Below are 11,904 nucleotides of genomic sequence, written 5' to 3'. Positions count from 1 at the left end.
GGAGAGGACGGAAGGGCGCGACGAGGGGTGCGCTCCCGCCCCGTCCATGACAGGATGTTTGCGCAAACATCGCCTGTGACGACCGTCTCACCGCGCCCCGCGACCGTCAAGCCCCCGCCTTGCCGGGGAGGTCCCCGGCAGGCGAGGATCGTGGTGGCGCCACCACCACCGAGAGCAGGCCCGTTGACCACCACCGAACCCCCTCCCCCGGCCCCGCACCGGCGCGTGTCCATGGCCGACGTCGCCAAGCTCGCCGGCGTCTCGGCGCAGACGGTCTCGCGGGTCTCCAACGGGGCCGGCGACGTCGTCGACGCCACCCGCGAGCGGGTCCTGCGGGCGATGGACGAGCTCGGCTACCGGCCCAACGGTGCCGCGCGGGCCCTCAAGCGGGGCGAGTTCCGCACGATCGGCGTCGTGCTCTTCACGCTGTCGACCACCGGCAACATGCGCACGCTCGAGGGCATCGCCGACTCCGCCGCCGAGCAGGGCTACGCGATCACGCTCCTCCCCGTGGCCCCCACCCAGGCCAAGGTGGCCGGCGCCTTCGACCGGCTCAGCGAGCTCGCGGTCGACGGCGTCATCGCCATCATGGAGGTGCACCTGCTCGACACCGCCCAGGCCGTGCTCCCGCCCGGCATGACCATGGTCGTGGTCGACTCCGGCGGCACCGACCGCCACTCCGTCGTCGACACCGACCAGCACCTCGGTGCCCGGCAGGCCGTGCAGCACCTGCTCGACCTCGGCCACGAGACCGTCTGGCACGTCGCCGGCCCCGAGGCCTCCTACGCCGGGGAGAGCCGCTGCGAGGCGTGGCGCACGACCCTCGAGGCGGCCGGCCGCACGGTGCCGCAGCTGCTGCGCGGCGACTGGAGCGCGGAGTCGGGCTACGCGGCGGGCCAGCGGCTGGCCGGCGAGCCGGGCTGCACGGCGGTGTTCGCCGCCAACGACCAGATGGCCCTCGGTCTGCTCCGCGCCTTCCACGAGGCCGGCCGTCGCGTGCCGCAGGACGTCAGCGTCGTCGGCTTCGACGACGTGCCCGACGCGGCGAGCTACATCCCTCCGCTCACCACGGTGCGGCAGGACTTCGCCGGCGTCGGGCGCCACTCGGTGGCCGGGGTGCTGGCCCAGCTGCGCGACCGGCGCACCCCGCCCACCACGGTGCTGGTGCCCACCGAGCTCGTCGTGCGCGCGAGCACCGCTCCCCCGCCCGGCTGAGGCTCAGTCGGCGCTGCGCACGACGACCACCTCGCGCGGGGCGATCACGAGCCGGTCGGAGGCGGGGGCGGCGCCGTCGATCACCTCGCCGGCCGGGGCCGGGAGCTCGACGTAGCCGTCGGTGCGGTTGACGAGAAAGCGGTACTGCTCGCCCTCGCGCTCACGACGGATCAGCTCCACCGCGCCGCGGGCCTCCTCGGGCAGCTCGGAGACCACGCCCGCGTCGCGGGCCAGGTCGGCCAGCACCGGTGCGACGCCGCTCGCGCCCAGCCGGGTCCCGACGTACGACGCGGAGCCCGCACCGACCGGGCGGCGGGTCACGGCGGGCGAGCCGGCGTGCACGCCGTCCTTGTAGCGCACGCGCACCTCGACGGCCGGGTCGACGACGTCGACGCCGTCGGCCCACACCGAGCCCGCCGAGCCGTTGTCGAGGTCCACGCTCGTGCCGGGCTCCAGCGGGCCGAACTCCTCGATCCGCAGGCCGAGCAGGTCGCGCAGCGCGCCGGGGTAGCCACCGAGCCAGACGTGGTCGTGCTCGTCGACGACCCCGGAGAAGTAGGTGGTCACCAGGTGGCCGCCGCCCGCGACGTAGGCCTCGAGCCGCTCGGCCAGGGCCGCCGGCACGACGTGCAGCACCGGTGCCACGACCAGGGCGTAGCCCGACAGGTCGGCGGCCAGGGGCACGACGTCGGCGCGCAGCCCCAGGTCGAGGCAGGCGGAGTACCAGTCGAGCGCCTCCTGGCGGTAGCGCAGCTCCTGGGTGGGCGTGCCGCTGCCCTCGGCGGCCCACCAGGAGTCCCAGTCGAAGACGATGGCGATGTCGGCGGGGCGACGGCTGCTGCCCACGACCGGCGACAGGGCGTCCAGGCGCGCGCCGAGCTCCTGCACGGTGCGGTGCAGGGCGGTGCCGGTGCCGGCGTGGGGCAGCATCGCGGAGTGGTACTTCTCGGCGCCGCCCTGCGACTGGCGCCACTGGAAGTAGCAGACCGCGTCGGCGCCGTGGCCGACGTGGGTGAGCGAGTCGCGCACGAGGTGGCCGGGGCGCTTGGGGACGTTGACCGACTTCCAGTTGACCGCGCTGGTGGAGTGCTCCATGAGGAACCACGGCCGGCCGCCGGCGATGCCGCCGGTGAGGTTGGCCGAGAAGGACAGCTCGTCGAGCGGGCGCTCGCCGTCCTGCACGTAGTGGTCGTTGGAGACGAAGTCGACGTCGGCGGCCCAGGCGGCGTAGTCCATGCCGCGCGTCTCCCCCATCACCATGAAGTTGGTGGTCACCGGCACGTCGGGGGTGATCGCGACCAGCACGTCGCGCTCCGCGCGCAGGTGGTCGGCGAGGGCGTCGGAGGAGAAGCGCTGGAAGTCCAGGCGCTGGGTGGGGTTGATGAAGGAGCCGTGGCCGGCGAAGCGCGGCGGCAGCACCTCCTCCCACGCGCCGTAGCGCTGCGACCAGAAGCTGGTGGCCCAGGCGTGGTTGAGGGCCTCGACGCTGCCGTAGCGCGCCTGGAGCCAGGTGCGGAAGGCACGGGCGGCGTCGTCGGAGTAGTCGTGGACGTTGTGGCAGCCCAGCTCGTTGCTCACGTGCCAGGCGGCCAGGGCGGGGTGCTCGGCGTAGCGCTCGGCCACGGCGCGCACCAGGCGCAGCGCGTGCTCGCGGAAGACCGGTGAGGTGGGGCGCCAGTGCTGGCGCGCCCCGGGCCACACGGTGTGGCCCTCGAAGCTCACCGGCAGCACCTCGGGGTGCAGGGTGGTCAGCCACGGCGGCGGCGAGGCGGTGGCGGTGGCCAGGTCGACGGCGATGTCGTGGGCGTGCATGAGGTCCATGACCTCATCGAGCCAGGCGAAGTCGAAGCGGTCGGGCGCCGGCTGAAGCCGGGCCCAGGAGAAGATCGCGACCGACACGACGTTGACCCCCGCGCCGCGCATCGCGGCGACGTCCTCGGCCCACACCTCCCGCGGCCACTGCTCGGGGTTGTAGTCGGCGCCGAAGGCCATGCGCGGCTCGTCGGGCCGGGTGGGCCAGCGCAGCCAGCGGTGGGAGGTCGGGGCGGTCATGGTGCGTGCTCCTCGGAGGAAGGGACCGTCGGTACGACGGGACCGGGCCGGGCCGGTCCCGTCGCACCGACGGGGGTGGGGCGGGGTGCTGCGGTGCAGCGAGGGGCGGGTCCGGTCAGGAGACGGAGAAGCCCTGCTGCTCGCCGTACTCGGTCATCTGCTCCTGCCAGGCGGCGAGGCCGTCGGCGAGGGGCTCGTCGGAGACGTAGGCCTGGCCGACGGTGTCGTTGAAGATGCTGTTGGCGTAGACCTGGAACGGCAGGTAGGACCAGCCCTCGGCGACCTGGCCGGCCGACTCGGAGAGCACCTCGTTGACCTTCTGGTCGCCGAAGTACGGGAACTCCTTGCCGACGAACTCGTCGGACTCGATCTCCGCGACGGTGGCGGGGAAGGCGCCGCCGTCGACGCGGGTCTGCACACCGTCCTCGACGTTGGCGTACTCCAGGAAGGCGTAGGCCAGCTCCTTCTCCTGGGCGTCGGTCGGGATGGTCAGCGAGGAGCCGCCGTTCTCGGCGGTGGTCTCGGCGCCGGCCTCCCACTGCGGCATCGGCGCGACGCGCCAGTCGCCCTTGCCGTCGGGGGCACCGGACTCGAGGTTGGCCGGCATCCAGGCGCCGGTGACCAGGGTGGCCACGGTGCCGTCGTTGAGGCCGGAGAACCACTCGTCGCTCCACGAGCTGATCGGGGCGAGGAGCTCCTCGTCGATCATGGTCTGCCAGGTGTCGGCGTAGGTCTGCGCGCCCTCGTCGGAGAACTCGATGGTGACGTCCTCGCCCTCGGAGGAGAACGGCTGGGCCCCGGCCTGCCACATCAGGCTGGTCGCGAAGCCGGCGTCGCCGGTGTCGTTGGTGATGTAGACGTCGGGGTCGGCGGCCTGGAGGTCGCGACCGGCCTGCATGAACTCCTCCCAGGTGGTCGGCACCTCGATGCCGTACTCCTCGAAGACCTCCTGGTTGTAGAACATCGCCATCGGGCCGGAGTCCATGGGCAGGCCGTAGATGCCGTCGTTCTGCTGCACCGAGGACCAGGGGCCGGGGGTGAAGGTGTCCTCGAGGTCGGCGGCGCCGAACCCGCTCAGCTCGCTCACGCTGCCGGCCAGGGAGAACTGCGGCAGGGCGTAGTACTCGACCTGGGCGACGTCGGGCACGCCTTTGCCGGCCGAGACCGCGTTCTGCAGGGCGGTGTACTGGTCGTTGCCGGTGCCGGCGTTGACCAGCTCGACGTCGACGTTGGGGTACTCCGCCTCGAAGTCGCTGACGACCTTCTCCAGGGTGGGCTCCCACGCCCACACGGTGAGGGTGCCGCCCTCCTCGAGCGCGGCGTCGACGGCGTCGGCGGAGACCTGCTCCCCGCCGGAGGCGGAGTCGTCCCCCGAGCCGCAGGCGCTCAGGCTGAGCGCCCCGACGGCGGCGACGGCGACCGCTCCGAGCCAGCGGTTGCGTCGGTTCGTGTTCTTCATGGTGTGGGTGGTCCTCTCGGATCGTGCCTGCCCTGGACGGTGCGTCCCGGGGGGATCGGTGGGGTGGTGCGGGTGGTGGTGCGGGGTGGTGGGGCGCGGGTGCGCGCTCACTCCTTGACGGAGCCGGCGGCCAGGCCCGACTGCCAGTAGCGCTGGAGCAGCAGGAAGACGGCGACCAGCGGCAGGATGGTGACCACCGAGCCGGTGATGACGAGGTTGAAGACGGCCTCGCTGCCCGCGGTGGACGCCTGGGCGTTCCACGCGTTGAGCCCGAGGGTGAGGGGGTACCAGTCGGGGTCCTTGAGCATGATCAGCGGCAGGAAGTAGTTGTTCCAGGTCGCGACCATGGTGAAGAGCAGCACGGTGACGACGCCCGGCATGAGCAGCGGCAGGCAGATCTGCCAGAACACCCGGAACTCCGAGGCGCCGTCGACGCGCGCGGCCTCCATGAGCTCGGTGGGGATGGCGTCGGTGGCGAAGGTCCACATCAGGTAGAGGCCGAAGGGCGAGATGAGCGAGGGGATGATCACCGCCCACGGTGTGTTGGTGAGCCCCATCTGGCTGAACATCAGGAAGGTCGGCACCGCCAGCGCCGTGCCCGGCACCGCGACGGCCCCGATGACGACGGCGAAGACCGCCTTCTTGCCCGGGAAGTCGAAACGCGCCAGGGCGTAGCCGCCCAGCACCGCCAGCGCGGTGGCGCCGCCGGCGCCGAGCACGACGTAGAGCAGCGTGTTGAGCAGCCAGCGCAGGAAGATGCCGTCGTCGTAGGTGAAGGTCTCGGTGAGGTTGGACCACAGCGAGAAGTCGTCGGAGAACCACAGCCCGAAGGAGGTGAAGAGGTCGCCCTGGGTCTTGGTGGCGTTGATGACCAGCCACAGCAGGGGCACCAGGCTGTAGACGAGCACGATGCCGGTGAGGGCGGTCAGCAGCGGGCTGCGCCGGGCGCGGCGCTCGGCGGGGGCCCCGGTCACCGGGACGCCGCCGCGGCGGGCGCCGGAGCGGCTGGAGCGCAGGCGGGGGCCCGGGCGGACGGGGGCCGCGCCACGGTCGGGCGGGGTGGGGGCCAGGGGCGTGGTGGTCACGTCAGAGCTCCTTGCGCATGCCGCGCAGCTGCACGACGTAGGCGATGACCATGGTCACCAGGCCCATCACGATCGCGACGGTGGCGGAGTAGTTGTACTGCTGGCCCGAGAAGGACAGCGAGTAGGCGTAGAGGTTGGGCGTGAAGTCGGTGGTGATCGCGTTGGGCGCCAGGCTCTGCAGGATGCTCGGCTCGTTGAAGAGCTGGAAGCTGCCGATGATCGAGAAGATCGTCGCCACCACGAGCGCGCCGCGGATGGCGGGCAGCTTGATCGAGGTGATCACCCGCCACTCGCTGGCCCCGTCGATGGAGGCGGCCTCGTAGAGGCTGGTGGGGATGGTGCGCAGGGCGGCGAAGAAGATCAGCATGTTGTAGCCGACGAACTCCCAGGTCACGATGTTGCCGATGGAGGCCAGCACCCAGGTGGGGCTGAGCGGGTCGGGCAGCGAGGTGCCGAAGGCGTCGTTGACGTTGCCGACCAGGCCGAAGCGGTCGCCGTACATGAAGCCCCACATGAGCGAGGCGACGACGGCGGGCACGGCGTAGGGCAGGAAGATCGAGATCCGGAAGAACGACGCGCCGTAGAGCCGCCCGCTGTCGATGGCCAGCGCCACCAGCAGCGCGAGCAGCAGCATCACCGGCACCTGCACGACCAGGAAGAGGCCGACGCGGGTGAGCGACTCCCAGAAGGCGTCGTCGCCGAGCACCTGGGTGTAGTTGTCGAGCCCGACGAACGACGTGCCGCCGATGAGCTGGTCGCGGAAGAGGCTGAGGTAGACCGAGTAGACGATCGGAGCCAGGAACACCAGCGCGAAGACCGCGACGAACGGCGCCAGGAAGCCCCAGCCCGTCCACCGGCGGCGGTTGCGCGGGGCACGGTCTGCGATCGGTTGCTGGACCGCCATCGGCCTGCCTCCTCGGGGTGTCGCGGGATGCGATGTTTGCGTAAACATCGCGTTGTGAGGATGGTTACATCCCGCCCCGGCGTCCGTCAACGCCCCGACCGTCACTTCCTCGCCCGGGACTCGTTGGACAGGTCTCCGCCCCTGAGGAGCCACCCGTGTCCAGCACCCCGACCAGCCCGCTCGTCGACCCCGCCCTGCTGCAGCACTGCCGCCGCTCGGCCGAGGCCGGCTTCCCCTTCCGCGTGCGCACGCCCGCGGTCGCGGCGACCCTGCTGCTCCAGGGGCTGGCCACCCGCGACGCGAGCGACCCGCTGCTGCTCACCGGGCTCCCGCTCGCGCTGACCTGGGCCCCGCCGGCTCGCGACCCGCTGCCGCTGCGACCCACGGCTGCGTCCGCCGCCCCCGACCGCCCGCGGCGCTGCGCGAGCGGTCACCACCTCTCCCCCGTCGCCGCCGAGGTCACCGGGGTCCGTCAGCGGGGGGCCGCCGACGTCCTCGGCGGCGAGCGGGTCGAACTGTGCGCCCGCTGCGCCTCGATGCTCGCCGACGCGGGCTACTTCACCGCCCGGCCGGCCTGAGGGCCCGGCCCCGCCTCAGTCGAGCAGCACCCGCAGGCCGGTCGCGAGGAGCGCGGCCAGGGCGCACGCGGCCGCGACGAGCAGCAGCCCGCCGTCGTGGGCGATGCGTGCCCGCGGTCCCGGGTGCGGCGACGACGGGCGCCTCACCGGTCGGCCCCCGGGATCTCCAGCCCCGCCGCGTCCACGACGGCGAGGTTGAGCCCGAGCACGTCGACGCGGGGCTCGCCGAGCACGCCGAGCGTGCGACCCGCGGTGTGCTCGGCCACCAGGTCGCGCACCCTCGCCTCCGGCAGGCCGCTGGCCGCGGCGACGCGCGGCACCTGCAGGGCGGCGTACCGCGGCGAGATGTCGGGGTCGAGCCCGGAGGCCGACGCGGTGACCGCGTCGGGCGGGACGTCGGCGACGTCGACGCCCTCGCGGGCGGCGACCTCGGCCTGCCGCTCGGCGATGAGGTCGAGCAGCTCGGGGCTCTCGGGGCCGAGGTTGGAGCCGTAGGTCGCGAGCATGTCGTAGCCCTCGCCGGCGGCCGAGGGCCGGGGCCGGAAGAGCCGGTCGTCGTCGACGAGCTGTCCGACGAGGGCGGAGCCCGCGGCCTCGTCGGGGTCGGTGGTGCGCTCCCCCTCGACGCTCACCAGCGAGCCGTCGGCCCGCCACGGGAAGGCGACCTGGGCGACACCGGTGACCAGCAGGGGGTAGGCCACGCCGAGCAGCAGCGTGGCGGCGAGCAGCACGCGCAGGCCGGCGAGGCTCTGGCGGGAGAAGGCGAGCAGGGTCTTCACGCGGGGTCCTCTCAGAGACCGGGGACGAGGGAGACGAGGAGGTCGAGCAGCTTGATCCCGACGAAGGGGGCGACCAGGCCGCCGACGCCGTAGAGCAGCAGGTTGCGCCGCAGCAGGTCGGCGGCCGACGACGGCCGGTAGGCGACGCCGCGCAGCGCCAGCGGCACCAGCGCCACGATGACCAGGGCGTTGAACACGACGGCCGACACGATCGCCGACTCCGGGCTGCTCAGGCGCATCACGTTGAGCACCTCCAGCTGCGGGAAGGCGACCACGAACATCGCCGGCAGGATCGCGAAGTACTTCGCCACGTCGTTGGCGATCGAGAAGGTGGTCAGCGCCCCGCGGGTGATGAGCAGCTGCTTGCCGATCTCCACGACCTCGATCAGCTTGGTGGGGTCGGAGTCGAGGTCGACCATGTTGCCGGCCTCCTTGGCCGCGGTCGTGCCGGTGTTCATCGCCACCCCGACGTCGGCCTGGGCCAGCGCAGGTGCGTCGTTGGTGCCGTCGCCGCACATCGCGACCATCCGGCCGCCCTGCTGCTCGCGGCGGATGAGCGCGAGCTTCTCCTCGGGCGTGGCCTCGGCGAGCACGTCGTCGACGCCGGCCTCCCGGGCGATCGCGTGGGCGGTCACCGCGTTGTCGCCGGTCACCATCACCGTGCGGATGCCCATGGCGCGCAGCTCCGCGAAGCGCTCGCGCATGCCGTCCTTGACGACGTCCTTGAGGTGCACCACCCCGAGCAGGCGGGCCGGCCCGTCGCCGACGCGCTCGGCGACCACCAGCGGCGTGCCGCCGCTCGCGCTCACCTCCTGCACGGCGGCGTCGACCTCCGGGGAGGCCGCACCCCCGCCGTCGAGCACCCACCGCGACGTGGCCGAGGCGGCTCCCTTGCGCACGCTGCGACCGTCGAGGTCCAGCCCGCTCATCCGGGTCGTGGCGCTGAACTCCACCAACGACGCTCCCGTCGGCACCCCGTCGTACGTCGAGCCCACGAGGTCGACGATGCTGCGCCCCTCGGGGGTCTCGTCGGCCAGGGAGGCGAGGAGCGCGGCCTCGGCCAGCTCCGCGTCCGAGACGCCGCCGGCCGGGAGCAGCGCGCTGGCACGCCGGTTGCCGTGGGTGATGGTGCCGGTCTTGTCGAGCAGCAGCACGTCGACGTCCCCGGCCGCCTCCACGGCGCGCCCGCTCATGGCCAGCACGTTGCGTCGCACGAGCCGGTCCATGCCGGCGATGCCGATGGCCGAGAGCAGGGCCCCGATCGTCGTGGGGATCAGGCACACCAGCAGCGCCACGAGCACCACCACCGACTGGTCGGCGTCGCTGTGGTCGGCGATGAGGTAGAGCGTCGCGCAGACCACGACGAAGACGATGGTCAGCGCCCCCAGCAGCACGCCGAGCGCGATCTCGTTGGGGGTGCGCTGGCGCTGCGAGCCCTCGACCAGGGCGATCATCCGGTCGACGAACGACTGCCCCGGCGCGGAGGTGATGCGCACGACGATGCGGTCGGAGAGCACCGTGGTGCCGCCGGTGACGGCGCACCGGTCGCCCCCGGACTCCCGGATCACCGGGGCCGACTCCCCGGTCACGGCCGACTCGTCGACCGAGGCGACACCCTCGACGACGTCACCGTCACCGGGGATCCGCTCCCCCGCCTCCACCACGACGAGGTCGCCGACGCGCAGCGAGGTGCTCGACACCTGCTCCTCCTCGCCGCGGCGGTCCAGGCGACGTGCGGTGGTCTCCTGCTGCAGCGCCCGCAGGCTCGCGGCCTGGGCCTTGCCCCGGCCCTCGGCCACCGACTCGGCGAGGTTGCCGAAGAGCACGGTGAGCCACAGCCAGAGCGAGACGAGGACCGCCAGTGCGCTGGGGTCGAGGACGCTGAGCACGGTGGTCGTCACGGCCCCGACCTCGACGACGAGCATGACCGGGGTGGCGAGGAGGAGACGCGGGTCGAGCTTGCGCAGGGCGCCGGGCAGCGCCGCGCTGACGGTCGTCAGCAGGGAGGTGGTCACGAGAGGGACTCCACGATCGGGCCGAGCACGAGCACGGGCACGTAGGTCAGACCGACCAGGACCAGGGCGACGCCGGCGAGCAGGGTGACGAAGAGGGGACGGTGGGTCGGCAGCGTGCCGGCCCCGGGCGGTCGTGGGTGCTGCTCGGCGAAGCGACCGGCGAGCGCCAGCACCAGCACGATCGGGACGAAGCGGCCCAGCAGCATGCACAGGCCGAGCAGGGTGTTCCAGAACGGCGTGCCCGACGTCAGCCCACCGAAGGCGCTGCCGTTGTTGTTGCTCGCCGACGTCACGGCGTAGACCGCCTCCGTCAGCCCGTGGGGGCCGCCCTCCTGCAGCCCGGCCAGACCGGCCGGAGCGGTGAGGGCCACGGCGCTGCCGACGAGGACGAGCACAGGGGTGGTGAGCACGTAGCCCGCCACCAGCACGATCTCGCGCTGGCCGATGCGCTTGCCGACGTACTCCGGAGTGCGCCCCACCATCAGACCGCTGAGGAAGACGGTCACGACGGCGAGCATCAGCATGCCGTAGAGCCCCGACCCGACGCCGCCGGGCGAGATCTCGCCGAGCATCATGTTGAAGAGGGCGATGCCCCCGCCGGGGGCGGTGAGCGAGTCGTGCATGGCGTTGACCGCACCGGTCGAGGTGCCGGTCGTGACGGCCGCCCACAGGGCCGACCCGGCGGTGCCGAAGCGGACCTCCTTGCCCTCCAGCGCTCCGCCGGCGAGCTCGGGCGCGGAGCCGGGCCCGGCCATCTCGGCCCAGGTCAGCAGCGCCACCGAGGTCGTGAGCAGCAGGGCCATGACCGCCACCACGGCGCCGCCCTGACGGCGGTCGCGCACGAGGTGGCCGAAGGCCCAGGCCATCGCGAAGGGCACCAGCAGCATCAGGTACGTCTCGAGCAGGTTGCTGGCCGGCGACGGGTTCTCGAAGGGGTGGGCGGAGTTGACGTTGTAGAAGCCGCCGCCGTTGGTGCCGAGCTGCTTGATCGCCTCCTGGCTGGCCACCGGCCCGCCGGTGATCTCCTGGGTGGCGCCGCTCAGCGTGGTCACGGCGTGGGGCTCGGCGAGGTTCTGCACCGCCCCGAGCGCCACGAGCAGCAGCGCGGAGAGCAGCGCGATCGGCAGCAGCACCCGCACGACGCTGCGCACGAGGTCGGTCCAGAAGTTGCCGACCCGACCGTCGCGGCCGCTGCGGGCCAGGCCGCGCGCCAGGGCCGCCGCGACGGCCATGCCGACCCCGGCGGAGACGAAGTTCTGCACCGTCAGGCCGGCCATCTGCATCGTGTGGCCCAGGGCGGCCTCGCCGGAGTACCACTGCCAGTTGGTGTTGGTGACGAAGCTGACCGCGGTGTTCCAGGCACCGTCGGCGGGCAGCGCCGGGAAGCCGAGCGACAGCGGCAGGTGCTGCTGGAGGCGCCCGAGGGCGTAGAGCCCGAGCACCCCGACCATCGAGAAGCCGAGCACCGACAGGGCGTAGGTGCGCCAGTGCTGGTCGGCGTCGGGGTCGAGGCGCAGCAGGCGGTAGGCCGCGGACTCGGCGCGCAGGTGGCGCGGGGACAGGTACATCAGCGCCAGCCGGCGCCCGAGGACGGGCACGGTCAGCGCGAGCAGCACGGCGAGGAGGAGGACCTGGCCGAGCGCGGGACCGAGCGCGCTCACCGGACGGCGTCGTCGGCGGAGCCGGCGTGGGCGGTGGGACCCCCACCGCCGGCGCGGCCGGAGCGGTCGAGGACTCCGGCGAGGAGGGCCAGCAGCACGAAGGCCGTGAGGGTCAGGGCGAGGTAGAGGAGGTCGGACACGACCTCATTCCAGAGC

At 73.0% G+C, this 11,904-nt stretch carries 11 protein-coding genes; 2 read left to right on the top strand and 9 right to left on the bottom strand.

Annotated elements, in window-relative coordinates; translation table 11 throughout:
* The first annotated feature begins 231 nt into the window (after positions 1-231).
* Positions 232-1,215, top strand: coding sequence for a LacI family DNA-binding transcriptional regulator (locus LPA27_RS00385; protein ID WP_228941092.1), 984 nt, complete (start codon positions 232-234; stop codon positions 1,213-1,215).
* A gap of 3 nt (positions 1,216-1,218) precedes the next feature.
* Here LPA27_RS00385 and LPA27_RS00380 read toward each other — a convergent pair whose 3' ends face one another.
* From LPA27_RS00380 to LPA27_RS00365, 4 genes are all read right to left on the bottom strand, one after another.
* Entirely contained in the window at positions 1,219-3,267 is a 2,049-nt protein-coding gene (locus LPA27_RS00380) for a beta-galactosidase (protein WP_228941091.1), read from the bottom strand.
* Positions 3,268-3,382: 115 nt separating this feature from the next.
* Positions 3,383-4,726: an ABC transporter substrate-binding protein gene (locus LPA27_RS00375; RefSeq protein WP_228941090.1), complete on the bottom strand. Its 1,344-nt coding sequence runs from the start codon at positions 4,724-4,726 to the stop codon at positions 3,383-3,385.
* A gap of 107 nt (positions 4,727-4,833) precedes the next feature.
* Positions 4,834-5,811 (bottom strand): carbohydrate ABC transporter permease, encoded by a 978-nt coding sequence (locus LPA27_RS00370; protein WP_056903562.1) that lies wholly within the window; start codon positions 5,809-5,811, stop codon positions 4,834-4,836.
* A gap of 1 nt (position 5,812) precedes the next feature.
* Positions 5,813-6,715: a carbohydrate ABC transporter permease gene (locus tag LPA27_RS00365; RefSeq protein ID WP_228941089.1), complete on the bottom strand. Its 903-nt coding sequence runs from the start codon at positions 6,713-6,715 to the stop codon at positions 5,813-5,815.
* Positions 6,716-6,870: 155 nt separating this feature from the next.
* On the opposite strand from LPA27_RS00365, the gene LPA27_RS00360 reads away from it, so the two are divergent.
* On the top strand, positions 6,871-7,293 hold the full coding sequence (locus LPA27_RS00360; RefSeq protein WP_056863681.1) for a hypothetical protein: 423 nt from the start codon (positions 6,871-6,873) through the stop codon (positions 7,291-7,293).
* Positions 7,294-7,308: 15 nt separating this feature from the next.
* Here LPA27_RS00360 and LPA27_RS19190 read toward each other — a convergent pair whose 3' ends face one another.
* Genes LPA27_RS19190 through LPA27_RS00340 form a run of 5 tightly spaced genes read right to left on the bottom strand, consistent with a single transcriptional unit; the run spans position 7,309 to position 11,888 of the window.
* Entirely contained in the window at positions 7,309-7,440 is a 132-nt protein-coding gene (locus LPA27_RS19190) for a hypothetical protein (RefSeq protein ID WP_264674740.1), read from the bottom strand.
* Complete coding sequence (gene kdpC / locus LPA27_RS00355) at positions 7,437-8,072, bottom strand: potassium-transporting ATPase subunit KdpC (RefSeq protein WP_056903561.1); 636 nt, start codon at positions 8,070-8,072, stop codon at positions 7,437-7,439. Before kdpC ends, LPA27_RS19190 begins: the two co-directional genes overlap by 4 nt.
* Before the next feature lie 11 nt (positions 8,073-8,083).
* Positions 8,084-10,087, bottom strand: a complete 2,004-nt coding sequence (kdpB, locus tag LPA27_RS00350; protein ID WP_267477168.1) for a potassium-transporting ATPase subunit KdpB — start codon at positions 10,085-10,087, stop codon at positions 8,084-8,086.
* Positions 10,084-11,748 carry a potassium-transporting ATPase subunit KdpA gene (gene kdpA / locus LPA27_RS00345; RefSeq protein ID WP_228941088.1) on the bottom strand — a complete coding sequence of 555 codons (1,665 nt, stop codon included), beginning with the start codon at positions 11,746-11,748 and terminating at the stop codon, positions 10,084-10,086. The genes kdpB and kdpA overlap by 4 nt, the downstream gene beginning before the upstream one ends.
* Positions 11,745-11,888, bottom strand: a complete 144-nt coding sequence (locus LPA27_RS00340; RefSeq protein WP_228941087.1) for a hypothetical protein — start codon at positions 11,886-11,888, stop codon at positions 11,745-11,747. The genes kdpA and LPA27_RS00340 overlap by 4 nt, the downstream gene beginning before the upstream one ends.
* Between the last annotated feature and the right edge of the window lie 16 nt (positions 11,889-11,904).

Source organism: Nocardioides sp. Leaf374 (assembly GCF_916862475.1).
Taxonomy (GTDB): Bacteria; Actinomycetota; Actinomycetes; order Propionibacteriales; family Nocardioidaceae; genus Nocardioides; species Nocardioides kribbensis.
The sequence above is the reverse complement of the archived record's forward strand: the minus strand, read 5'-3'. Positions and strand labels throughout refer to the sequence as shown.

Bases quoted from the DNA above. Each gene is read 5' to 3' on its own strand.
- LPA27_RS00365 (WP_228941089.1), bottom strand. From the start codon at position 6,715: ATGGCGGTCCAGCAACCGATCGCAGACCGTGCCCCGCGCAACCGCCGC.
- LPA27_RS00385 (WP_228941092.1), top strand. From the start codon at position 232: ATGGCCGACGTCGCCAAGCTCGCCGGCGTCTCGGCGCAGACGGTCTCG.
- LPA27_RS00375 (WP_228941090.1), bottom strand. From the start codon at position 4,726: ATGAAGAACACGAACCGACGCAACCGCTGGCTCGGAGCGGTCGCCGTC.
- LPA27_RS00380 (WP_228941091.1), bottom strand. From the start codon at position 3,267: ATGACCGCCCCGACCTCCCACCGCTGGCTGCGCTGGCCCACCCGGCCC.